Genomic DNA, 22,913 nt, shown 5'->3' with positions numbered 1-22,913 from the left:
TTTCCGCCGAACCACATGGCCTGCTCCGGTGGGTGCGTCGTCGCGGAGTACATCCGACACCCCGCCCTCACGTCAACGGGGGCGATCCGTACCGGCGGTGCGGACCTGCCCCCGAAGCGCCCGCATCTGGAGTTTCACGGTCCAGCAGACCGCGCTATAGCGTCCACGACGTGAAACTTTCACCGGCGGCCGCCGTCGCCGAGCCCGTCGCGTTCGCGACGGGACGACCCGGCGGAGCGCGTGACTACTGGAGCCCGGCGCGGACGGACGTGATGCGCTGGGTGTTGAAGCCGAGCCAGTGCATCCGGCCCACGTAGCGCGCGTGCTCGACCTTGATGCAGCGGTCCATGATCACGGTCACGCCGCCGTCCTCGGCGATCCGCGCGCCCTCTTCGTTGATCACGCCGAACTGGCACCACAGGGCGGCGGCGCCGATCGCCACGGCCTCCTCGGCGATGGCGGGTAGCGCGTCCGGCGCGCGGAAGACGTTCACCAGGTCGACCGGGACGGGTACGTCGCGCAGGCTCGGGTAGCAGGTCTCCCCGAGGATCTCCTTCTCCCGGGGGTTCACCGGGATCACCTGGTAGCCGTGCCGCTTGAGGTAGTAGCCGACGAAGTAGCTGGCCCGCAGCTCGTTGCCGGACAGGCCCACGATCGCGATCGACCTGGTGGCGTGGAGCACGCGCTGGATCGTCAGCGGGTCCTGGTAACGCCCGAGCTCGGTCATGCCGTCTCCTCCTTCTCCCCGATCGCCTTGGCGACGCGGGCGAACCCCTGCTCCAGATCCCAGATCAGGTCCTCGACGGACTCGGTGCCGACCGACAGCCGCACCGTGCCCGGCCCGACGCCGGCCGCCCGCAGCTCGGCGTCGCCGAGCTGGCGGTGCGTCGTGCTCGCGGGGTGGATGACCAGGCTCTTCGCGTCGCCGACGTTCGCCAGGTGCGACCAGAGCGTCAGCCCGCCGATCAGGCTCTGCCCGCCCTCCCGGCCGCCCGCGCAGTCGAAGGAGAACACCGCGCCGGCGCCGCGCGGGAGGTACTTCTCCACCAGCGGCCGGTATCTGCTGCCAGGCAGGCCGGCATAGCTCACGTTGGAGACCAACTCGTGCGACTCCAGGAACGCCGCGACCGCCCGCGCGTTCTCGACGTGGCGGTCCATCCGCAGCGACAGGGTCTCCAGCCCTTGCAGGAACAGGAAGGCGTTGAACGGCGAGAGCGCCGCCCCGAGGTCGCGCAGGGTCTCCGCGCGCAGCTTCATCAGATAGCCGTACGTGCCGAACGTCTCGTGGAAACGCAGGCCGTGGTAGGCCGGAGACGGGTCCGCCACCACCGGGAACCGCCCGTTGGACCAGTCGAACGCGCCGGACTCGACGACCACGCCGCCGATGCTCGTGCCGTGGCCGCCGATGAACTTGGTCGCCGAGTGGATCACGATGTCGGCGCCCCACTGGATCGGGCGGCACAGGTAAGGCGTCGCGAACGTGTTGTCCACGATCAGCGGAAGCCCGTGCTCGTGCGCGATGGCCGCCACGGTCTCGATGTCCAGCACGTTGCCGGCGGGGTTGCCGATCGTCTCGCCGAAGAACGCCTTCGTGTTCGGGCGCACCGCCTGGCGCCACGCGTCGGGATCGTCCGGATCGACCCAGGTCAGCTCCACGTTCATCTTGCGCAGCAGGTGCTTGAACTGGTTGACCGTCCCGCCGTACAGCGCCGAGGACGAGACGACGTGGTCGCCCGGCTCCAGCAGCGTGAAGAGCGCGGCCGCCTGCGCGGCGATCCCGCTGGCGAACGCCACCGCGCCGCAGCCGCCCTCCAGGTTCGCCACCCGCTCCTCGAACACCGCGACGGTGGGGTTCATGATGCGCGAGTAGGTGTTGCCGTACTCCTGCAGGTTGAAGTACGCCGCCGCGGACTCGGGATCTTCGAAGACGTAGCTGGTCGTCTGGAAGATCGGCACCGCGCGGGCGCCGGTGTTCGGGTCCGGCCGCTGCCCGGCGTGCAGCTGCCGGGTCTCGAACCCGAACTCGCGGGCTTGTTCGGCACGGGAAAACTGGTCGGTCACGAAGGCCTCTTCTTCGACGTCATCCGGTCCCGCCCTGAGCCAGGAACCGGCGGATCATGGGAGTCTGGCGCGCTTCTTCGAGCAGGAAGCAGTCGTGGCCGTACGGTGCCTCGATCACCTCGAACTCGACCGGCTTGCCGAGGTCGCGCAGCGCCCGCGCGACCTCCTCCGACGCCTTCGGCGGGTAGAGCCAGTCGGAGCTGAAGGCGATCAGCAGCGTCCGCGCGGCGACGCCTTCGAGCGCCCGCGTCAGCGATCCGCCGCCGTGCTGCCGCGCGAGGTCGAAGTACGTCAGCGCGCGCGAGACGTAGAGGTAGGTGTTGGCGTCGAAGCGCTTGACGAACGAGCCGGCCTGGTGGCGCAGGTAGCTCTCCACCTCGAACTCCGGCTCGGTGATCGTGTAGCGGAGGTCGTCGGCGAACTGCAGCCGCCGGCCGAACTTGTCGTCGAGCGCCGGCGCGGACAGGTAGGTGATGTGGCCGACCATCCTGGCCACGCCCATGCCGCCGTCGGGCGCCCGGCCCGTGCCGTAGTAGTGGCCGCCCTGCCAGGCGGGGTCGCGCATGATCGAGTCACGCGCGATCGCGTTCCAGGCCATGCCCTGCGGGTGGAGCGCGTGCGTGCTGGCGATCGCCACGACGGCGTCGACCTGGTCGGGGTACATGACCGCCCACTCCATGGCCTGCATCCCGCCGAGCGAGCCCCCGGCCACCGCCGCGAGCCGCTCGATGCCCAGGACGTCCAGGAACGCGCGCTGGGTCCGTACCATGTCCGCCACCGTGATCACGGGGAAGTCCGCCCCGTACGGCCTGCCCGTCGCCGGGTCGATGGACGACGGGCCCGTCGTGCCGCCGCAGCCGCCGAGCAGGTTGGTGCAGATGACGAAGAAGCGGTCGGTGTCGAAGGCCTTGCCGGGGCCGATCATCCCGTCCCACCAGCCGAGCCCCTTGCCGGCGGCGCCGTCGCGGTCGGCGGCCCCGAACCCGTCGCGGGTGCTCTCCTCGGACGGCACCTTGGCCAGGCCGGCGGCGTGGGCGTCGCCGCTGAGCGCGTGGCACACGAGGATGACGTTGTCGCGCTGGGGCGAGAGGACTCCGTAGGTCTCATACGCTACGCGCACCGGGTGCAGATCTCTGCCGCAGTCGAGGGGGACAGGCTGCGGCAGGTCGAGATACTGGGTTTCCACGGTGCCGGCCGTGCCGGCCATGCCGGCCGCGAGCGTCGAGGCTGGCTGTGACATGGGAGCTATGGTAGCCGCCACCGTGGGTGTATGGTCAAATACCTACTGGAAGTACAGGAAGTAGCCGAAGGGTGCGGGACATGACGACTGTCGCCAACGGAGTGAACGTGCAGGCGCTGCTGGACGCGCGCGAGGTGCTGAAGACCGCGCCGGAGGCCGCGCAGTTCGTCTGGCGGGCGTCCTCCAAGTGGCAGAACGGCGTCCACAGCACCACCACCGTCAAGGAGTTCTTCGGTCTGGGGCAGGAGCAGACCCACAAGAACGAAGCGGTGTTCGACGCCGACCACCCTGACGTCTTCGCGGCCGAGGACAACGGCATCACGCCGATCGAGTACCTCCTCGTCGGCCTGGCCAGCTGCCTGACGGCGGGCGTCGCGTCCGTCGCGCAGAACCGCGGCATCCAGCTGCGCTCGGTCGAGGCGACGCTCGAAGGCAAGCACGACATCCGCGGGATCCTCGGCGCCGACGCCGACGTCCGCAACGGCTTCACCGACATCAAGGTGACCTTCAACATCGACGCGGACGCCTCGAAGCAGGACATCGAGGCGCTGGTGGCCCAGTCGCAGAAGCGCTCGGCCGTGTTCGACGCCATCACCAACCCGACAGACGTCACCGTCGAAGTCGCCTGAGGGCCGAGTCATCAGCGAGCGTGTCACAACGGTCGTCATCGGGGCGGGGCACGCGGGCCTCGCGGCGAGCCGCTTCCTCGGCGACCGTTCGATCGATCATGTCGTGCTGGAGCGCGGCGAGGTGGCGAACTCCTGGCGGCGCGAGCGCTGGGACTCCTTCCGCCTGCTCACCCCCAACTGGCAGAGCCGCCTGCCCGGCCTCGGCTACGAGGGCCCGGACCCCGACGGCTACATGACCATGGGGGAGGTGACCGAGTTCATCGAGCGTTTCGCCGTGCTCTCGGGCGCTCCCGTACGAACGAGCACCAACGTCACGTCCGTCCGGCGGACCGACGGCGGATACGACGTGACGACGGACCACGGCGAGATCGGCTGCCGGGCGGTCGTCATCGCCAGCGGCGCCTGCAACCAGCCGGTGGTGCCCAAGTTCAGCGAGGCGGTGCCGTCCTCCGTGCGGCAGCTGACGCCGTTCGGCTACCGCGAACCCGGTCAGCTCCCCGACGGCGGCGTGCTCGTCGTGGGCGCGTCGGCCACCGGCGTGCAACTGGCCGCCGAGCTGCGCAGGTCGGGCCGGCCGGTGATCCTCTCGGTGGGCGAGCACGTGCGGCTGCCCCGCACCTACCGCGGGCGCGACGTGCTGTGGTGGATGGACGCCTCCGGCGTGTGGGACCAGCGCTACGACGAGGTCGACGATCTCACGCGGGCCAGGCGGCTGCCCTCGCCCCAGCTCGTCGGCACCCCCGAACGCGCGACGCTCGACCTCAACGCGCTCACCGCGATGGGCGTCGAGCTGGTGGGCCGCTGGGCGGCCGTGCGCGACGGCCGCGCGCTGTTCTCCGGCGGCCTGCGCAACGTGTTCTCGCTCGCGGACCTCAAGATGAGGCGCCTGCTCGACGGCTTCGACGCGTGGGCGCGCACGTCCGGCCGCGAGGCCGAGGTCGGCCCGCCCGAGAGCTTCGAGCCGACCCGGGTGCCCGAGTCGGCGCGCCTGCAGCTCGATCTGAACAGCGGCGAGATCCGCACGATCGTGTGGGCGACGGGTTTCCGGCCCGATTACGGCTGGCTGGACGTGCCCGTGGTCGACGAGAAGGGCCGGCTGCGCCACGACGGCGGCGTGGTCGACAGCCCGGGACTGTACGCGCTGGGCCTGCCCATGCTGCGGCGGCGCAGATCCACCTTCATCAACGGCATCGAGGACGACGCCCGCGACGTCATCGGCCATCTCGCCCAGGACCTGGCCGTACGTAGCTGAGCCCTGTTTCCGGCGAGGACCCCGGCCTCGCCGGCTCCGTCGCATCAGCCCGCACGGCGTCCGACGCCCTTTCCAGGTACCCGGCCGGGGCGGAGGCCTGGAACCGAAAATCTATGTTCGCCGTAGTAGACATCCGAAGACGTACGCGCTAGAGTTCCTGTCATCGAAAGGAACGGATCCGCCGGGCAGCAGAAGAGTTACCGCAACACGACGAACTGCCCGTGACGAGGTTTGAGTAGGTGAAGGCAGAAGGTCGGACGTGATGGGCCAACGCAGTGGTAAGGGGTCCTGATCGTGGACGCGCTGCCGAAGTGGAAGTGGACAGTCAGTCCGGCAAGTTGAGGAAGGGAGTGTTGAACGCCATCGAAGGATCGCCCGTCGCCGGCTGAGTCCCGCCGGACGGGTGCCGCAGTTCCACAAGATTGGAAGGTGGTCTACGGTCACGCATTCGCGATCCCCGCATCACCGCCGCACATCAGGGCGGATGCGGAATACAGTAGGCCGGCCGAATGGCCGGTAGATGGTGTTGAACCTCTTCGGGCCCCGGCGCATACAGGCGCCGGGGCCCTTGTTCGCATGATGAAAGGCATCTATGGATCAAACCCACACACCCGGCGCCCGCCCGGGCGGCACCGCGGGCAGCGTCACACACGAGGCCGACGACCGGTTCGAGGATGAGGACTACCCCGCCTACAGCATGGGTGCGGCAGCCGAGATGCTCGGTGTCACCCCCACGTTCCTGCGGGCCCTCGGCACCGCCAAGCTGATCGAGCCGAGACGCTCCAGCGGAGGCCACCGCCGCTACTCCCGCTACCAGCTGCGCCTCGCGGCCCGTGCCAGGGAACTCGTCGACCAGGGCACCCCCGTGGAAGCCGCCTGCCGGATCATCGTCCTGGAAGACCAGCTCGCCGAGGCGCTGCGCATCAACGCCGCGTACGAACGCGAGCGCAAGACCGGAGACTGACGCGGCGGCTTCGCCAACCCTGCGGCCTGGTCTCCGACCGCGCTGACCAGGCCATCCCTCCCGAGGGGAACCACCGTGGCATCCTGGCTCGCGCTGGACCGTTGCCCGACGACGGCCGCGAGAAATCGGCGCCGCCGAAGCAGCGCCGATTCCTCGATCAGCGTCCTATGGGACAGCGCCGCGGTCGAACGCCTTCATCTCCCTCCCGTGGACGGCCAGCGCGTAGATGACGAGGACGTCGAAGGCGATGACGATCGTCGACCAGACCGGGTACGCGGGCAGCCAGGCGAAGTTGACGAGCGCCTGGAGGGCGGCGAGGGTGATGCCGACCACTCGCCCCCAGGTCTTGCCCGTCATGATCGCGGCGCCGGCGAGGAAGACGATCACACCCATGGCCAGGTGGAACCATCCCCAGGCCGTGTAGTTGACGGGGATCGCCAGGTTGTTGGCGGTGACGACGTAGAAGTCGGTGTTGAAGATCCCCACCAGACCCATGAAGGCCTGGAAGCATCCCAGGATCATCATCCCGATGCCGGCGAGTGCCACCCAGCCGACCCAGCCGGTCGGCTGGGGCGCCTCCATCGTGGGCCGGGCAGGCGCCTGTTGCGGCGTTTCCTGACGGGCTTGTGGAGGCACCTGACCTCGGGACGTCTCCTGCGGTCGTGCGTAGCGTGGATTGGTCATTGCCGGCTCCCTTCGCACGGCAGAGCTTGCGAGGTGGCCCGCTTGCGCGGCCCCGCCTGTGCGCCGAATTCGTCCGGGCGCTGTCTCCCGGTGATTCAGCGATTCGGGCAGCTCAGGCGTGTACCTAAAGACACCCTATTCGGTTCTTCTGTTCAGAACCTTCGCCTTTCGCCCGCATTTCTCCAAAGGTGTTCAAAATGGGCGTTGCCCGGGTCGAAGTGGAACACCTTCCCCATGGGACTTCTTTATCCATTTATGGTGATCGTACGGGTGAGAAAAGGGGATCGCGTTCCCTCTGACGGAGGGCATCGACCGGCCGAACCCCCGCTCAGGCCGCCTCGGCGCGGTCGAGCTGCTCGCCTGAAGGCCCGATCTCCTCGGCGAACAGGCCGACGAAGGCGATCTCCCCGGCCTGGAGGGTGAGGCCGGCCGCCGCGGACCACCCGGACGGCCCGCGTCAGGCGGTGCCGGCCGGAGGGGACGGGGGAGGGGTCCGGTTCCATGGGGTCGGCGTGCCCTGCGCCCAATAGTCCCGACGCCACCGCAATCGGAACAAATCGGGACAATTTGCGCGACGGAATGCACTGAAGACCTTACACACGGTTGACTATCGTGACCAAGCGGGAATACTGGTTTCCCTGTTGGCCGTCGTTCGACTGAGACTGAGGATGCACATGTCGCTTGGCCCCGCCCTGCCTCAGGCAGAGCCGCACCGGGCACGCAGCCGTGCCCACGTCGCGGAAGGGCTCGGTCAACGCCGACGCGGTCCAGGCCGGACGCCGCGCGAGAACCCCACGCGCCGCTAGCAAACTCTTCGGCGGTCGACATCTTTCCGCCGGCTCTCCTCGACCCCAGGACTTGTCATGCCGCCAGACTCCTTCAGCGTTCCCGCAGCGATCATCGCCCTGGTCCTCGCCCTGGCCCTCGTGGGCGTCCTCCTCCACCACGTGCGCGTACGCCGCGATCTCGCCCAGGCCCGCGGGCAGCTCGCCCAGGCCCGCCAGGAACACGAACACCGGACGCGCGAGACCAGCGCCACCGAGCAGCGGCTGGCCCACGCGGAGCGCCAGGCCCAGGAGAGCGCGGAGCTGCTGCGCGAGGCCCGCGCCCAGCAGGAGCTCGTCCGCGCCGAGACCGAGCACCTGATCACCAAGCGCGTCCCCGCCCTGCTGTCCCACCTGCGCAGCCCGCACGTGATCGTGCCCGGCGTGCAGCACCAGGCGCTCGCGGGCACGGACGTCGACAGGCAGCACCGCGCCCTCCTCGACGCGTTCACCCGCGGCGTCAGAGAGGAGGGCGAGCGTATCGACGAAGCGGCCCAGGCGGTCATCAGGGGCGCGATGTCCCGCGTGCAGACCCAGGCGCTGCGCGCCCAGGACCTGCTCGCCGGTGTGCAACAGCGCTACAGCGGCGACGAGCACACCGCGCTCCTGCGCGAGGTGCTGGGACTCGACATGTTCAACGAATTGATCATCCGCCGCGTCCAGGTGACCGGCATCGCGTGCGGCGCCACGCCCGGCCTGTCGCGTGACGACACCTACCTGGTGGACCTGATGGTGGGCGCCATCTCCCGGGTGGAGAACTTCGAGCAGCGCATCGAGGGCCCCGCCAACCACCTGCGCCGCCGGATCGGGGTCGCCGCCCGCGCCGCGGAGTCGATCCTGTTCATCACCGCCGAGCTGCTGGCCAACGCGGTCCACCACTCCTACGGCACGCTCAAGGTGACCATCGCCGTGCACGAGACCAACAACGGCGCCGCCATCGTCATCGACGACGCCGGTGTCGGACTCAACGAGGAGCAGTACGCCCGCGCCACCCGCCTGCTGAGCGGCACCCAGCCGGCCCGCCTCGTCGACCTGGGCAACCCGCCCCACACCGGCTGGGCCGCCATCGGCCGCCAGGTCGCGCACTACGGCCTGCAGGTCACGGTCAAGAAGAGCGCCTTCGGCGGCGTGCAGGCCGTGCTGAACATCCCCACCGCCCTGCTCGTGGAGATGCCGGAGCACAGCCGGCCGTCGGTGCTGGCGCCCGAGCCGGTCCGCGCCGCGGCCCCCGCCTTCCGGCCGGAGCCCGTGGCGTCGGCGCCCGTCGCCTCGTTCGCGCGGACCGAGCCCGCGGCGGAGACGCGGCAACAGACAGGAGAGGACCTGGCCCCGCTGCCGCAGCGTCGCCGCCAGTCGCCGCCGCGCCCCGCGTCCGGCCCCCGGCCCGGCGCGGGCGGTTCCCAGGGCCCCGACGGCAAGGTGCTCACCACCCCGGAGGCTGCCCAGAAGCGGTGGGGGGACTTCCAGATCGGAGCCGAAGCGGGCCGCCGCGAAGCGCTCCCGACCCAGCAGCACGACATCACCGAAGGGAATTGACCGTTCCATGGACGCTCACAGCGCTTCTGGCCGTGTTCCGACCAAGGGACGCGCGTTGTCCCTCGACGTGTCCTGGGTCCTGTCGCCCCTGATGGCGCTGCCCGGGGTCACGCGAGGCGTGGTGCTGAGCCGTGACGGGCTGATCCTCGGCGGTTCGGCCGACGTGACGACCGAGACCGGCGAGCGCGCCGCCGCCATGACGAGCTCCGTGCTGGGGGCCGCCCGCGCCCTGTGCGACGGCCTCAGCGGCGGCTCCGAAGGCGGGGTGGTGGACATCGTCATCTCGGCCGACAGCGGCTACTACTACATCGCCCCGGCCGGCGACCGCGCCGCCATCGTCGTCGCCGCCACCGGGGCGGTCAACGTCGGCGCGCTGGCCTACGAGGTGCAGCTGCAGGTGCAGAAGCTGATCAAGGCTCTCGACGAGGCCAGCGCGGCCAGGGTGCAGGGCGTGCGGACATGACCTCAGGACGACAACGGCGGCGGGTCGTCCCGGACTACATGGCCGCCGCGAGACTGACCGTGCCCGAGCACATCAGCGTCCAGCGGACGACCCTGGTCTACATCGCGCCCGACGCCGCCACCAACGGGCTGGACCCTCCGGGCTCGCATCTGCTGGCCCTGCTGCGGGACGGGCCGTTGTCGGTGTACGAGTGCGCCGCGCACCTGGGCCTGCCCTACTGCGTGGTGCGGTTGCTGGTCGCCGGGCTGGTCGGCGGCGGAACGCTGCTGACCCGCGATCCGCCGGCCACCGACCTGCCCGACATCGAGATCTTGGAGTTGGTACTCAATGGCCTCCGCGCTCTCTGACAGTCGCGTCAGCGCCGAGCACATCCCGGTCAAACTGGTCATCGCAGGGCCGTTCGGGGTGGGCAAGACGACCATCGTGGGCGCGCTCTCGGAGATCAAGCCCCTCAACACCGAAGAGGTGCTCACCCAGGCGGGCACGCTGGTCGACGACCTCACCGGCGTGAACGAGAAGACGACCACGACCACCGCGATCGACTTCGGCCGCCTCACCCTGCCGGGCGTCGTGCTCTACCTGTTCGGGGCGCCGGGACAGACCCGCTTCCAGGTCCTGTGGGACGAGCTGGTACGCGGCGCGCTGGGGGTCCTGGTGCTGGCCGACACCCGCCGCATCGACGAGAGCTTCGCCGTGCTCGACCTGGTGGAGAACTCCGGCATCCGCTACGCCGTGGCCGTCAACCACTTCCCCGACTCGCCGGACTACCCGCTGGAGTCCGTGCGCCAGGCGCTCGACCTGGACCCGCGCACGCCGCTGATGGTGTGCGACGCCCGCGACCCCGCCTCCGCCCGCGCCTCGCTGATCGCGCTGGTGGAGCACGTCAGAGAGCTGGTGTTGTCATGACCCTGCGCTACATGCCCGACGCCGGGCGCCTGTACGGGCCCGAGTACGCCAGAGACCCGCAGGCCGTCTACGCGGAGCTGCGCGCGCGGCACGGCGCGGTCGCGCCCGTGGAGATCGCCCCGGGCGTCGAGGCCCACCTGGTGATCGGCTACCGGGCCGCCCTGGACGTGCTGACCAACGCCGGCGGCTTCTGGAGCAAGAACTCCGGCGCCTGGCAGGCGCGGCTCCCCGAGACCCCGGAGACCGGCGGGGTGATCGCGATGCTCGGCTACCGGCCGAACGCGCTGTTCTCCGACGGCGCCGAGCACGCCCGCTACCGCAAGGTGATCGCCGACTGCTTCCAGCAGATCCAGCCGCACAAGCTGCGCCAGCTGGTGACCGAGGTGTCGGATTCGCTCATCGGCCGGTTCGCCACGAAGGGCGAGGCCGACCTGGTCGCCGACTTCGCCCGGCTCATCCCGGCCCGCGTCTTCAACCTGCTCTTCGGGCGGCCCGACTCCGACAGCGAAGGCCTGGTCCAGGCCCTGTCGGACATGATGGAGGCCGACGGCGAGACGGGCGCGCGGGGCAGCGAGGCGTTCAGCCGCTACATCGGCGAGCTGATCCAGGCCAAGCACGCCCAGCGGGGCGACGACCTGACCTCCTGGTTCATGGACCATCCGGCCATGCTGCGGACCGACGAGCTGGCGGAGACCCTCGTGCTGGTGACGGCCGCCACCTACGACCCCATGGCCAACCTGATCTCCAACACGATCTCCCGGATGGTCAGCGACGACCGCTACTACAGCTCGCTCACCAACGGCGCGCTCAGCACGTACGACGCCCTCATGGAAGCCCTGCGCGCCGAGCCCGCCATGGCGAACTACGGCCCGTACTTCACGCTCCAGCCCGTGCACTTCCACGGCACCTGGATCCAGCCGGCCGAGCTGGTCCTCGTCTCCTACGCCGCGGCCAACACCGAGCCCACCGGCATCCCCGAGGAACTGCGCTCCGACGGCGGCGCGTACCTGGGCTTCGGCGCCGGGTCGCACCGCTGCCCGGCCAGCGACCCGGCCGTGCTCATCGCGATGACCGCGATCGAACGCCTGACCTCTCACCTGTGCGACCTCGAACTGACCGTCCCCCGCGACGAGCTGTCGTGGCGGCCCGGCCCGTTCCATCGCGCGCTGGCGCACCTGCCGGTGCGCTTCACCCCGATCCGTCCCGACCAGCCAGGAGAATCCCCGTGGGCAATGCGGCCCCCGTCGTCCTCGATCCCTTCGGCTCCGACCTCCCCGGCGAGGTCCGCCGACTACGCGACCTCGGCGCCCTGGTCCTCGTAGAGCTCGCGGGAGGCATCCCGGCCTGGGCGGTGACCCGGCACGACCTGCTCAAGCAGCTCATCCTCGATCCGCTGGTCAGCAAGGACAAGCGGCACTGGCGGCTGCTGCCCCAGGCGCTCGCCGAGCCGGGCTGGACCTGGATCATGACCTGGATCGGCGTGTCCAACATGCTCAGCGCCTACGGCGAGGAGCACCGGCGGCTGCGCAAGCTGATCGCCCCGAGCTTCACCGCGCGCCGTACCAAGGCCATGCAGCCGATCGTCGAGGACATCGTCGCGGAACTGCTGGACACCATGGCCGCGCAGCCCCGGGGCCAGGCCGTCGACCTCCGCGCCGCCTACGCCCACCCGCTGCCGATGCGGGTGATCTGCGAGCTGTTCGGCGTCCCCGAGGGCATGCGGGAGGAGATGGCCCAGGTGATGGAGGCCATCATGGACACCACCGCCACCCCGGAGCAGGCGGCTGCCACGGCCGTCCGGATCGGCACCGTGCTGCCCGCCCTGGTCGCCCACAAGCGCGAGCACCCGGGCGACGACCTGACCACCGAGCTGATCAACGTCCGCGACAGCGGCGACTCGCTCACCGACGACGAGCTGCGTGACACCCTGCTGCTCCTCATCGCGGCCGGGCACGAGACCACCGTCAACCTGATCGGCAACGCGGTGCACGCCCTGCTCACCCATCCGGACCACCTGCAGCGGGTCCTGTCGGGAGAGGTCTCCTGGGACGCGGTGGTCGAGGAGACGCTGCGCTGGACGCCGTCGATCGCCAACCTGCCGCTGCGCTTCGCCATCGAGCCGATCGAGATCGGCGGCGTACGGATCGAGGCGGGCGACGCGATCATCACCAGCTACCTGGCGGCCGGGCACGACCCCGACCAGCACGGCCCGGACGCCGACCGGTTCGACCCGACCAAGGAACGCGACGAGCACCTGGCCTTCGGCATCGGCGTGCACCGCTGCATCGGGGCTCCGCTCGCCCGGCTGGAGGCGCTCACCGCCCTGCCCGCGTTGTTCGCCCGCTTCCCGGACCTCCGGCTGGCCGTGGACGAGAGCGAGCTGCCCCACGTGCCGTCCTTCATCGCGCACGGCTGGGCCCGCCTGCCGATCCTGCTGCACCGCTGACCGGCACCGGCCGGCCTCGCGACCGGCAGGAAGAACGGTGAGACACACGCGCCCCCCGGTCCGGCCCCTCAGCCCCGGGGGTGCGCGCGGCTCACGGTGTCACGCGTAGAGGAAGTAGTAGCGGTAACGGCCTTCCCACTCGCATGAATAGTCGTCCCACCAGCCCTGGTTTATGCCGTGGCTGCCGATCCGCTGGCACTCCGAGTAGTCCCTGAAGACGCCTGCCAGCCTTTCGGCGTGCGCCGGGGCGGCGCCGATCGTCAGCGACACTCCGAGGACCATGACGGCCGAGACGAGAACAGCGCGTGCCTTTCGCATTCGTCCTCCTGCGACTGGGGGGTGATCATCACGGTGGACATTATCACCAACCCGGCGTTGGAAAGATTGTCACGTCGAATCGGCCGGGGCAAGAGGATGAAACTTTCACGGCGTTAACCCGAGGTTGCGCGGGTGTTTACTGCCGGTAAGGCCGGTGTCGCTTGCCGAGTGGCTTGTCAAGGCCCCGTGGGTGCTTATCCGACCGCCTGTGCACGCCATGGATGATCTGGTCGGCCTTCGAGCCCTGTGATCCACAAAGTACGATTTATGCCGCTTTTTCAGTCCGGTCTGGATGAAGTGCGGAAAACTTTGACCAGCGTCACTTACGTGTCATATCGTCTCCCCGCCCATATCGATGTGAGCCGCGACACTCGAGCAGGACATTGTTCTAGCAGGGTTCTAGCAGGCGCTATGGCCGGGGACCGGGGAAGCGGCGATCATCCGACCAACCGGAGTCGCACCATGCAAGCTCGAATCCGCACGGCCATGATCGTCGGCATGGCGATGACCGTGCTGGCCGCCGTCGGTGTGTCGGTGGCCTCGGCGCCGCCGGCCCACGCCGCGCAGGTGGTCACCGACATCGCCTACGCGCCCGCACAACCGGCCGGCAGCAAGGGCCATCTGCTGGACCTCTACCTGCCGTCCACCGGCATCACGCCCCGGCCGCTGCTGATCTGGCACACCGGCTCGGCGTGGACGAGCGACGACGGCAAGGCCGGCACGGACGCGATCGCGGCGATCTTCAACCCCCTGGGCTTCGCCGTGGCCGGCGTCAGCGTCCGGAACAGCGCACAGGCGATCTTCCCGGCCCAGGTGCACGACATCAAGGCGGCCATCCGCTGGCTGCGTGCGAACGCCGCGACATACCAGATCGACCCGAACCGCTTCGCGATCATGGGCGACTCCTCGGGCGGCTGGCTGACGGAGATGGCCACCCTGTCCGGCGGGGTGGCGGCGCTGGAGGGCACCGTCGGCACGACCGGCGTCTCCAGCGCCGTGCAGGTGGGACTCGCCTTCTACAGCCCGACCGACTTCCTGCAGATGAACGCGCAGAACCTGCCGACCGGCGGGCTCGACCACGACTCCCCGGCCTCCCCGGAATCCCTCCTGGTCGGCTGCCCGATCCAGACCTGCCCGGCCAAGGTGGCCCAGGCCAACCCGATGACCTACGTCGACGCCAACGACCCGCCGCTGATGTTCCTGCACGGCCAGGCCGACTTCCTGGTGCCGCACGGGCAGAGCGTCCTGCTCTACAACAGGATCAAGGCTCAGTGCGGCGACGCCACCTTCGTCTCGGTGCCCGCCGCGGACCACATGATGTCCCAGATCATGGACCCCGCCCAGTACGGCAACCAGACCGTCTACACCACCACCGACTGCTCCGAGACCGTGGGCACCGGCACGCTGAACCCCACCTGGGCCAACTTCGCGACCTTCCTGCGCGGCGGGCTCAAGCTGGGCACCTCCTGTGAGGTCGCCTACGCCACCGGCGCCTGGAACGGCGCCTTCAACGGCACCGTGACCATCAGGAACACCGGCACGACCCCCGTCGACGACTGGACCGTGACGTGGGCCTGGTCGGGCAACCAGCAGATCACGAACGCCTGGAACGCCACGGTGACCCAGACCGGCGCCCAGGTGACCGCCCGCGACGCCGGCCACAACTCCTACATCGGCCCCGGCTCCAGCCAGAGCTTCGGCTTCTCGGCGACCGCCACCGGGACGAACCCCGTTCCGGCCCAGTTCAAACTCAACGACATCGTCTGCACGAAGGTGCCCGCCTGAGACGACGCGCGCCGGGCCCGAGCGTGAATAGCGCCGGGTCCGGCGCCGGATTCGCGGCCGTCACATTCGCGGAAATGGCGGCGTGAAGCGGAAAGAAGCATTTCCGAAATGCGACACGTTCCGTCGGATCTCGATTACGGAATGTCGCGGGCCGGATCGCTCGCGGACATATTGCCTTATCCGAGGATCGGCCCCTATCCTTGCTGACGGCTCGCCGGACCATTCCGTTGTATTCACCCGCCGGTCGGGAGCCGATTGATATCCCGGGCCCGAAATAAATCGGATGAGCCGCCTCACGCTGCCCGAGGACCGTTGCCCGGGATCGTCGACGAGTTAGGGGACGTGTGCGTACATCCAACATGTTCGTCAGGAGCCTCGGCGTTTATGTGCCTGACAGTGTGAGCGTCGAGCAGGCGGTTCGCGAGGGCTGGTATCCGGAGGAGGAGGCCGAGCGATTTCAGCAGATCGGCACGGCGGTGGCCGGCGACATGCCCGCGCCCGAGATGGCGCGGCTCGCGGTCCTGGACGCGTACGACCGCTGGGGTGAGTCCTCCCCGCGCGAGCTCGACCTCCTGCTCTACCCGTCGGTCTGGCACCAGGGCCCGAACGGCTGGCAACCTCAGCACTACCTGCAGAAGCACCTCCTCGGCGGGAACGTTCCGGCGTTCGAGATCCGGAGCGGCTGCGTGGGGATGATCAGCTCGCTGGAGCTGGCGGCGAGCTACCTGCGGGCCGGCGAGGACCGGCGGACCGCCATGGTCGTCTCCTCGGACAACCACGGCACCCCGCTGGTGGACCGCTGGCGGATGACGCCCGGGGCGCTGATCGGCGACGCCGCGGCCGCGCTCGTTCTCGGCAAGGAGTACGGCATGGCCGAGCTCCTGTCGGTGAACGCCACGGTGATACCCGAGGCCGACGCGGTCAACGACGGCGCCTACCCCCTGTTCCCCCCGGACGCCACCGTCGGCAGGGGGCTGAGCTTCGGTGACCGCCACGAGGAGTTCCGCCAGCGGCTGCTCAAGGCGCAGGGGACCGGGATCCACCTGACGATCCAGAAGACGATGATGCAGCAGGTCGAACAGACCCTGGACGAGGCCGGGATCGGGCTCTCCGACATCACGCGGGTCGCCTTCCCGCACGGCCGCCGCGAGGACCTGGACGGGCAGATGTCCTGGCTGGGCATCGACGAGGACCAGACGACCTGGGACTACGGCAGGCGCGTGGGCCACTGCGGCGCGGTGGACCAGTTCATCGCCTTCGAGCACCTGATCGCGACCGGCGGGCTGGTGGCCGGCGACCACCTGCTCATGGTCGGGTTCGGCTCCGGGACGTCCGTCGCCGCGGCGGCGTTCAGGGTCCTGTCCACCTCTCCCGTCACGCAAGGGGCACGCGCATGACCGAGCTCACGCAGAGACTGGTCGTCTTCGTCCAGGAGAACCTCGTCCTGGACGGCGACGACATCAAGGTCGACGAGACGACCCCGCTCCTCGTGTCGGGCCTCCTGGACTCCCTGCGTACGGCGCGGCTGCTGAACTTCCTGCGCAGGGACCTCGGCGTCGCGATCCCCGCGGCGAAGCTCGACCCCGACAACTTCCGGGACGTCGTGACCATCGTGGCGATGGTCCGAGAGCTCGAATCCGTCTAGCCGGGACGAGGGCAGAGTCATGAAGTTGGCGGACACGTACATCAGCGGAGTGGGAGCCTTCGTGCCCCGGACCGTCGTCAGCGTCGCGAAAGCCGTCGCCAAAGGCTGGTATCCAGCCGAGGAGGCCGAGCTGCACAACCTGGCCGGGGCGGCGGTGGCCGGTGACGTGCCGGCCCCGGAGATGGCCCTGCACGCGGCGCGGAGCGCGCTCAAGCGCAGCGGGCGGGCGCAGGCCGATCTGGACCTCCTCCTGTACGCCTCGACCTGGCACCAGGGGCCGGACGGCTGGCCCCCGCACTCCTACCTGCAGCGTCACCTCGTCGGCGGGGACGTCCTGGCCACCGAGGTCCGGCAGGGCTGCAACGGGATGTTCATCGCCCTGGAACTCGCGGCCGGCCACCTGGACGCCGCCCCCGGCCGGCAGGCCGCCCTGCTGGTAGCCGCCGACAACTACGGCACCCCGCTGATGGACCGGTGGCGGATGGGCCCCGGCTACATCGGCGGCGACGCGGCCAGCGCGCTCGTGCTCACCAAGGAGACGGGCTTCGCGCGGCTGACGTCGGTCTGCACGACGACGGTGGCCGAGGCCGAGGAGCTGCACCGGGGCAGCGAACCCCTGTTCCCGCCGGGCGTCACGGTCGGGCGCCGGATGAGCTTCGCGACCAGGAACGAGCAGTTCCGGCACCAGGTCATGCCCAAGGGCGAGGCCACCTCGGCGCTGTTCAAGATCCAGCGGGCGTTGATGGAGATCGTCGAGCGCGCGCTGGCCGAGAGCGGGATCGAGGCCCGCGATCTCGCCCGGGTGGCGTTCATGAACTACTCCGAAGAGATCGTCGAACAGCGCTGCATGGCCATGCTCGACCTGCCGATGTCCCGCTCGACCTGGGACTACGGCCGCACGATCGGCCACTGCGGGGCCAGCGACCAGATCCTCTCCCTCGACCACCTGCTGACGACCGGGCAGCTGCGCCCCGGCGACCACATGCTGATGCTCGGCACCGGGCCTGGAGTGACCGTCTCCGGCGCCGTCATCAAGATCATCGACACTCCTCCATGGGTATGAACCGAAGGGAAACCAACGCAGATGGTCGACAGTCCGCGGGTGGAACCAGTGGCGGTGGTCGGGATCGGCTGCCGCCTTCCCGGCGACGCCCGCTCACCGGACGAGTTCTGGGACCTGCTGTGCTCCGGCCGGAACACGACCGGGCCGCTGCCGGCCGAACGCTGGCGCCGGTATGAGAACCGGAGTCCGGAAGACGCCGCCGCGCTGCGCGACGCCGTGCGCCACGGCAGTTTCCTGAGCGACATCGAGGGCTTCGACGCGGAGTTCTTCGGCCTGTCGCCCCGCGAGGCCGAGCTGATGGACCCCCAGCAGCGGATCCTGATGGAGACCGCGTGGGAGGCCCTGGAGCACGCCGGCCTGCCGCCGCACCGGCTGGCCGGCACCGACGCCGGGGTGTTCGTCGGCGTCTGCACCGCCGACTACGGCGGCCGTCTGCTGGAGGACCTGCCCCAGATCGAGGCGTGGACCGGCATCGGCGCCGCCACCTGCGCCGTCGCCAACCGCATCTCCTACTCGCTCGACCTGCGCGGGCCCAGCATGGCGGTCGACACCGCCTGCTCGGCGTCGCTGGTCGCGCTCCACCTGGCCGCGCAGAGCCTGCGGCTCGGCGAGAGCGACGTCGCCCTCGCCGGCGGCGTCAACCTGCTGGTCACCCCGGGCCAGACCCTCACGCTCGGCACCGCCGGAGCGCTGGCCCCCGACGGGCGGTCCAAGTCGTTCGACGCGTCGGCCGACGGCTACGGACGCGGCGAGGGCTGCGGCGTGGTCGTGCTCAAGCGGCTGTCCGACGCCCAGCGCGACGGCGACCGGATCCTCGCGCTCGTCATCGGCAGCGCGGTGAACCAGGACGGGCACACCAACGGCATCATGGCGCCGTGCGGCGAGGCCCAGGAACACGTGATGATCAAGGCCTGCCGGCAGGCGGGCGTCGCGCCGTCCACCGTCGACTATATCGAGGCCCACGGCACCGGGACCCGGCTCGGCGACCCGCTGGAGGCGGGGGCGCTCTCCTCCGTGTACGGCACGCCGCGGCCCCCCGGCGACCCGTGCCTCATCGGCTCGGTCAAGTCCAACATCGGTCATCTCGAAGGCGCCGCCGGCATCGCCGGCGTCATCAAGGCGGTCCTCGCCCTCGACCGCGGTGAGATCCCCCCGAGCGTGCTGACCACCCTGAACGAGGCCATCCCATGGGAGGACTCGGGCCTGCGCGTGGTGACCGGGCGATCGGCCTGGCCGGAGCGCGACCACCCGCGCCGGGCGGGCGTCTCCAGCTTCGGCTACGGCGGCACGGTCGCGCACATCGTGCTGGAGCAGGCGCCTCCCGCCCAGGAGGCGCCCGGGGACGAGGTGACGGGGGAGCGGCTGTTCCCCCTGTCGGCCGCGTCGGAGCAGGCGCTGCGGCAGTACGCGGGCAAGCTCGCCGATCACCTGGACAGCGGGCTCGACCTGGCGTCGGCGGGCCACACGCTGGCGCTCCGGCGCACCCACCTGGCCCGCCGCGCCGTCGTGGTCGGGGCGGGCGCGGACGAGCTGGCGGCCGGCCTGCGCAGGCTCGCGGAGGACGTGCCGGCCGAGGCCGTACTCACCGGGGACGTGCTGCCCGAGCCCGGTCCCGGGCCGCTCTGGGTCTTCTCCGGGCAGGGCTGCCAGTGGCGCGGGATGGGGCGGGAGCTGCTCGCCGTGCCGGAGTTCGCGTCCCTCGTCGACGAGGTGGAGCCGATCTTCGCCGAGGAGATCGGCTTCTCACCCCGGCAGGTCCTGGCCGACGGCGAACTCGACACCATCGACCGCGTCCAGACCATGATCTTCGTGATGCAGCTGGGCCTCGCCAGGCTCTGGAACGCGTACGGGGTCGCGCCGGAGGCCGTCATCGGCCACTCCGTCGGCGAGATCGCGGCGGCGGTGACGGCCGGCGCGATGTCCGTCGCCGACGGCGCCCGCCTGATCTGCCGCCGCTCCCGCCTGCTGCGCCGGGCCGAGGGCAAGGGCGCCATGGTGATGGTCGGCCTGTCCTTCGAGGAGGCGGCCCATCGGCTGGCCGGCCGGACCGACCTGGTGGCCGCGATCGCGTCGGCGCCCGGCTCCACCGTGCTGTCCGGCGACGTCGCCGCCGTCGAGGAGGTGGTGAACGAGTGGCCGGCCGAGGGCATCGTGGTGCGGCGGGTGGCGTCGGACGTCGCCTTCCACAGCCCGCACATGGAGCCCCTGGCCGTCGAACTGGCCGCCGCCACGGCCGATCTCTCGTTCGGGGCGCCCCGCATCCCCATGTACACGACCGCGCTGGCGGACCCCCGGTCGACGCCGATCCTGGACGGCGCGTACTGGGCGGCGAACCTCCGCGACCCCGTGCGGCTGGCCGCGGCGACGACGGCCGCGGCGCAGGACGGCTACCGCGTGTTCCTGGAGATCTCGCCTCACCCCGTGGTCGCGCACTCCGTCACCGAGACGCTCTCGGAGAACGGGTTCGAGGACGTGTTCGTCGGCACGTCACTGCGCCGCAACCAGCCGGAGGCGGCGACCTTCCTCGTCGCGGTGGGCACGGCCCACTGTCACGGCGTCGACGTGGACTGGAGCCGGCTGCAGCCTGCCGGCGGCCTGGCCGACCTGCCGCCGTACGCCTGGCAGCACCGCCGCCACTGGCGCGAGGCGTACGCCGACGACGGCAACCGCGGGCACGACGTGCACTCCCACACCCTGCTCGGCGCCGCGACCAGCCTCGCGGGCAGCCGGACCCGGATGTGGCGGACCAGCCTGGAGGACGCCAACCGGCCCTACCCCGGCAGCCACGCGCTCAACGGGGTCGAGATCGTGCCCGCCGCCGTGCTGGTCAACACGTTCCTGCACGCAGCCGAGGACGAGGACGTCACGCTCACCGACGTGGAGATGACGCATCCGCTGATGACCGCGGAGCGCAGGCAGGTCCAGGTCGTGCACGAGCCGCCGGCGGTACGGCTCGCGGCCCGCACGCCGGCCGGGCCTGGCGAGCCCGAACCCGCCTGGCTGGTGCACGTCACCGCCGACGTGGCCGCCCCCGGCCAGGTGAAACCCGACGTGCTGCCGGACGCCGGCGCTCTCACCCCGATCGACCCCGGGTTCGTGCACCGGCGGCTGGCCGCCGTCGGCGTGCCCTCGACGGGCTTCGGCTGGACGATCGGGACGCTGCTGGCCGGAGACGGTGCGCTGCGGGCGACGGTACGCACCGGGGAGCCGGGAAGCTGGGCGCCGGCGCTGGACGCGGTGATGTCCGTGGCGCCCTGCGTGTTCCCCGGCGACCCGGTGCTGCGCATGGTCGTGCACATCGACGAGGTGGTGCTGACCGGCACGCCGCCCTCGACGGTGATCGTCCACGCGGCCGTGGACCCGGCCGCCGACGACACCGTCCGGGCGCTCCTGGCCGACGTGGACGGCCGGGTGGTGGGACACCTCACGGGACTCCGCTATCCGGTGATCGACGCGCCCGCCCCGGCCGACGAGGATCTCCGGGGACCGGCGGAGTCGTTCGCCGGACTGGCGCCCGAGGACCTGCGCGAGCGCGTCCTGCCCGAGATCCGCGCGGAGATCGCGGCCGTGATGAGGACGGCCCCCGAGGACCTGGCGATCCGGCGTCCCCTCGTCGAGCAGGGGCTGGACTCGGTGATGACCGTCATGGTCAGGCGGCGCCTGGAGAAGCGCTTCGGCCGCCGTCTCCCCGCGACCCTGCTGTGGCAGCAGCCCACCATCTCCGCGATCGCGGACCACCTGGTGGAGCTGCTCGCGACTCCGGTCCCGGCGGCGGAGACCGCTCCCGAGAGCATGCCCGCGATCGGGGGGTGAGACCGCCGCCTCACCGTGCGCCGGAGGGCGAGCCGTCGGGATTCGTCAAGCTCTGAGTCCGGCGTGTCCATCGAGCCCGGCACCCCGGACGAGGAGGTGCCGGGCTGCGCCGTCGGGCGGGCGCCCCCGACCGGCCTGTGCTCGTCAGCGTGACGGTTCCGTGGGCTCACCCGCCCCGGCGAACCGGCGCAGGGCGTCCAGCCCCGACAGGCCGTAGACGTCCTCCACCGCGTCGGCCAGCAGGTGGCAGGCCCTGAACCGGTCGAGCGGCGTGAGCCCGAGCCGGGTCAGGTGCAGGTACGTGTAGTTGAGCAGCACCCGGTAGCGCAGGAAGCGCGGGTCGGTGAAGACCGCCGCGTGGTAGGCCGGGTTCTCGTAGATCAGGCGTTGCAGCTCGTTCGGCTCGTGGTGGGGAGCGGGCGGGTCACCGGGCCTCGCCCGGAGCGCCTCGCCCGGCTCGAACGTCGGCTGGACCAGCCGGCCGCTGTCCAGCAGCGTTCCGGCCCGTCGCCGGTAGTCCTCCAGCAGCGCCGCCCACTCGCGTACGAACGCCACGGGCGGCGCGGCGGGGTCGTCCAGGGCGGCGACGACGTCCCGCACCCGCTCGGTGAGCGCGGCCCGCCGTTCCCGGAAGCCCTGCTCGAAAGCGGCGCGGACGCCTTCGGGGTCGGCCGCCCACGTGATGAAGCCCTCCGCGTGCATCCGGTACGACAGGTAGCTCCGCGTGATGTGCTGCGAAGTGTGCGCGACGGTCAGCATGAGGCTCAGCGCGAGCCCGGTCCTGCTGTCACGGCCGGCACGCACGTGCTCCAGCATGCCGAACAGCAGCGGGGTGGCATCGGTGTAGAACGCGGTGAGCAGGCCCACCGCCTCGTCGCTGCCGAGCACGTGCCGGCGGGAGTCGTACGGCGCGTCGTGGATGGAGTTGTCCGGCGGCCACGGCGTGAGCGGCCCGTGCTCCTGCTCCCGCATGGCGAGCAGGCGGTGCCTGGCCAGGCTCGCGGCCGGGTCGAGCGCGGCCGTCGAGGGGTGTTCGCGCAGGTAGGCTCCGATGACCTCGTCCACCCGCGGGCGCACGACCCCCTCCCAGACGGCCGGCGCCGCCTTGACGTTGATCCGCAGGTGCGGGCCCTGCCGCCAGTGGCGCAGCACGTACGCCGCCTCGATCTGACCGCGAAGGCCGTCGAACAGCGGCCGCACGGCATCCAGCAGCAGGCCGTCCTTGTCCGCCGCGTGGTAGTAGACGTGCACGCAGTGCCAGGTGGGAGCGTCGGACGCGGTCAA

General features: G+C 70.7%; 20 protein-coding genes. 14 read left to right on the top strand and 6 right to left on the bottom strand.

Translation table 11 applies throughout. The features are described from left to right. Positions 1-244: 244 nt before the first annotated feature. From ABD999_RS20540 to metX, 3 genes are read right to left on the bottom strand one after another with little or no spacing between them, the layout of a single operon-like run. Positions 245-727 (bottom strand): CoA-binding protein, encoded by a 483-nt coding sequence (locus tag ABD999_RS20540; RefSeq protein ID WP_271277327.1) that lies wholly within the window; start codon positions 725-727, stop codon positions 245-247. Beyond that, positions 724-2,061, bottom strand: a complete 1,338-nt coding sequence (locus ABD999_RS20535; RefSeq protein WP_148033064.1) for an O-acetylhomoserine aminocarboxypropyltransferase/cysteine synthase family protein — start codon at positions 2,059-2,061, stop codon at positions 724-726. The genes ABD999_RS20540 and ABD999_RS20535 overlap by 4 nt, the downstream gene beginning before the upstream one ends. A gap of 19 nt (positions 2,062-2,080) precedes the next feature. Further along, positions 2,081-3,301, bottom strand: coding sequence for a homoserine O-acetyltransferase MetX (gene metX, locus ABD999_RS20530; RefSeq protein ID WP_271277328.1), 1,221 nt, complete (start codon positions 3,299-3,301; stop codon positions 2,081-2,083). A gap of 80 nt (positions 3,302-3,381) precedes the next feature. Here metX and ABD999_RS20525 point away from each other — a divergent pair, with 80 nt between their 5' ends. The 3 genes from ABD999_RS20525 (at position 3,382) to ABD999_RS20515 (ending at position 6,146) form a co-directional block, all read left to right on the top strand. After that, complete coding sequence (locus ABD999_RS20525; RefSeq protein WP_148033062.1) at positions 3,382-3,930, top strand: OsmC family protein; 549 nt, start codon at positions 3,382-3,384, stop codon at positions 3,928-3,930. Between the two features lie 10 nt (positions 3,931-3,940). Continuing rightward, complete coding sequence (locus ABD999_RS20520) at positions 3,941-5,182, top strand: NAD(P)-binding domain-containing protein (protein WP_148033061.1); 1,242 nt, start codon at positions 3,941-3,943, stop codon at positions 5,180-5,182. Between the two features lie 592 nt (positions 5,183-5,774). Further along, positions 5,775-6,146 (top strand): helix-turn-helix domain-containing protein, encoded by a 372-nt coding sequence (locus ABD999_RS20515; RefSeq protein ID WP_148033060.1) that lies wholly within the window; start codon positions 5,775-5,777, stop codon positions 6,144-6,146. 165 nt (positions 6,147-6,311) lie between these two features. Here the strand turns inward: ABD999_RS20515 and ABD999_RS20510 are convergent, their stop codons facing one another. Then, positions 6,312-6,728, bottom strand: a complete 417-nt coding sequence (locus ABD999_RS20510) for a DUF7144 family membrane protein (RefSeq protein ID WP_271277329.1) — start codon at positions 6,726-6,728, stop codon at positions 6,312-6,314. A gap of 965 nt (positions 6,729-7,693) precedes the next feature. On the opposite strand from ABD999_RS20510, the gene ABD999_RS20505 reads away from it, so the two are divergent. The 6 genes from ABD999_RS20505 to ABD999_RS20480 are packed head-to-tail and all read left to right on the top strand — an operon-like array spanning position 7,694 to position 13,005. Beyond that, a complete protein-coding gene (locus ABD999_RS20505; RefSeq protein WP_271277330.1) occupies positions 7,694-9,190 on the top strand; it encodes an ATP-binding protein in 1,497 nt (498 codons plus the stop codon). A gap of 55 nt (positions 9,191-9,245) precedes the next feature. Further along, a complete protein-coding gene (locus ABD999_RS20500; protein ID WP_219546228.1) occupies positions 9,246-9,653 on the top strand; it encodes a roadblock/LC7 domain-containing protein in 408 nt (135 codons plus the stop codon). Continuing rightward, positions 9,650-10,000 carry a DUF742 domain-containing protein gene (locus ABD999_RS20495; protein WP_148033056.1) on the top strand — a complete coding sequence of 117 codons (351 nt, stop codon included), beginning with the start codon at positions 9,650-9,652 and terminating at the stop codon, positions 9,998-10,000. Before ABD999_RS20500 ends, ABD999_RS20495 begins: the two co-directional genes overlap by 4 nt. Further along, positions 9,981-10,559: a GTP-binding protein gene (locus ABD999_RS20490; protein ID WP_271277331.1), complete on the top strand. Its 579-nt coding sequence runs from the start codon at positions 9,981-9,983 to the stop codon at positions 10,557-10,559. The genes ABD999_RS20495 and ABD999_RS20490 overlap by 20 nt, the downstream gene beginning before the upstream one ends. Next, on the top strand, positions 10,556-11,881 hold the full coding sequence (locus tag ABD999_RS20485; protein WP_187281286.1) for a cytochrome P450: 1,326 nt from the start codon (positions 10,556-10,558) through the stop codon (positions 11,879-11,881). The genes ABD999_RS20490 and ABD999_RS20485 overlap by 4 nt, the downstream gene beginning before the upstream one ends. Next, on the top strand, positions 11,785-13,005 hold the full coding sequence (locus tag ABD999_RS20480) for a cytochrome P450 family protein (protein ID WP_271277332.1): 1,221 nt from the start codon (positions 11,785-11,787) through the stop codon (positions 13,003-13,005). Before ABD999_RS20485 ends, ABD999_RS20480 begins: the two co-directional genes overlap by 97 nt. 99 nt (positions 13,006-13,104) lie before the next feature. On the opposite strand, the gene ABD999_RS20475 is transcribed toward ABD999_RS20480, so the two are convergent. Then, on the bottom strand, positions 13,105-13,323 hold the full coding sequence (locus ABD999_RS20475) for a hypothetical protein (protein ID WP_148033053.1): 219 nt from the start codon (positions 13,321-13,323) through the stop codon (positions 13,105-13,107). Between the two features lie 462 nt (positions 13,324-13,785). Here ABD999_RS20475 and ABD999_RS20470 point away from each other — a divergent pair, with 462 nt between their 5' ends. The 5 genes from ABD999_RS20470 (at position 13,786) to ABD999_RS20450 (ending at position 21,629) form a co-directional block, all read left to right on the top strand. Further along, a complete protein-coding gene (locus ABD999_RS20470) occupies positions 13,786-15,108 on the top strand; it encodes a cellulose binding domain-containing protein (RefSeq protein WP_187281285.1) in 1,323 nt (440 codons plus the stop codon). Between the two features lie 386 nt (positions 15,109-15,494). Continuing rightward, entirely contained in the window at positions 15,495-16,505 is a 1,011-nt protein-coding gene (locus ABD999_RS20465; protein WP_271277333.1) for a ketoacyl-ACP synthase III family protein, read from the top strand. Further along, on the top strand, positions 16,502-16,753 hold the full coding sequence (locus ABD999_RS20460; protein ID WP_271277334.1) for an acyl carrier protein: 252 nt from the start codon (positions 16,502-16,504) through the stop codon (positions 16,751-16,753). The genes ABD999_RS20465 and ABD999_RS20460 overlap by 4 nt, the downstream gene beginning before the upstream one ends. Positions 16,754-16,772: 19 nt before the next feature. Then, positions 16,773-17,816, top strand: a complete 1,044-nt coding sequence (locus tag ABD999_RS20455) for a ketoacyl-ACP synthase III family protein (RefSeq protein WP_219546225.1) — start codon at positions 16,773-16,775, stop codon at positions 17,814-17,816. Between the two features lie 39 nt (positions 17,817-17,855). After that, positions 17,856-21,629 (top strand): type I polyketide synthase, encoded by a 3,774-nt coding sequence (locus tag ABD999_RS20450; protein ID WP_271277335.1) that lies wholly within the window; start codon positions 17,856-17,858, stop codon positions 21,627-21,629. Positions 21,630-21,773: 144 nt separating this feature from the next. Here ABD999_RS20450 and ABD999_RS20445 read toward each other — a convergent pair whose 3' ends face one another. After that, positions 21,774-22,913: a thiopeptide maturation pyridine synthase gene (locus tag ABD999_RS20445; RefSeq protein WP_271277336.1), complete on the bottom strand. Its 1,140-nt coding sequence runs from the start codon at positions 22,911-22,913 to the stop codon at positions 21,774-21,776.

It is taken from the genome of Nonomuraea ferruginea (assembly GCF_039540635.1).
Classification (GTDB): domain Bacteria; phylum Actinomycetota; class Actinomycetes; order Streptosporangiales; family Streptosporangiaceae; genus Nonomuraea; species Nonomuraea ferruginea.
This window is presented reverse-complemented; position numbering and strand designations above follow the sequence as displayed.

Coding starts and splice junctions, on each gene's coding strand:
- ABD999_RS20485 (WP_187281286.1), top strand. CDS start 10,556: ATGACCCTGCGCTACATGCCCGACGCCGGGCGCCTGTACGGGCCCGAG.
- metX (WP_271277328.1), bottom strand. CDS start 3,301: ATGTCACAGCCAGCCTCGACGCTCGCGGCCGGCATGGCCGGCACGGCC.
- ABD999_RS20540 (WP_271277327.1), bottom strand. CDS start 727: ATGACCGAGCTCGGGCGTTACCAGGACCCGCTGACGATCCAGCGCGTG.
- ABD999_RS20510 (WP_271277329.1), bottom strand. CDS start 6,728: ATGGAGGCGCCCCAGCCGACCGGCTGGGTCGGCTGGGTGGCACTCGCC.
- ABD999_RS20455 (WP_219546225.1), top strand. CDS start 16,773: ATGAAGTTGGCGGACACGTACATCAGCGGAGTGGGAGCCTTCGTGCCC.
- ABD999_RS20525 (WP_148033062.1), top strand. CDS start 3,382: ATGACGACTGTCGCCAACGGAGTGAACGTGCAGGCGCTGCTGGACGCG.
- ABD999_RS20475 (WP_148033053.1), bottom strand. CDS start 13,323: ATGCGAAAGGCACGCGCTGTTCTCGTCTCGGCCGTCATGGTCCTCGGA.
- ABD999_RS20490 (WP_271277331.1), top strand. CDS start 9,981: ATGGCCTCCGCGCTCTCTGACAGTCGCGTCAGCGCCGAGCACATCCCG.
- ABD999_RS20470 (WP_187281285.1), top strand. CDS start 13,786: ATGCAAGCTCGAATCCGCACGGCCATGATCGTCGGCATGGCGATGACC.
- ABD999_RS20505 (WP_271277330.1), top strand. CDS start 7,694: ATGCCGCCAGACTCCTTCAGCGTTCCCGCAGCGATCATCGCCCTGGTC.
- ABD999_RS20515 (WP_148033060.1), top strand. CDS start 5,775: ATGGATCAAACCCACACACCCGGCGCCCGCCCGGGCGGCACCGCGGGC.
- ABD999_RS20460 (WP_271277334.1), top strand. CDS start 16,502: ATGACCGAGCTCACGCAGAGACTGGTCGTCTTCGTCCAGGAGAACCTC.
- ABD999_RS20495 (WP_148033056.1), top strand. CDS start 9,650: ATGACCTCAGGACGACAACGGCGGCGGGTCGTCCCGGACTACATGGCC.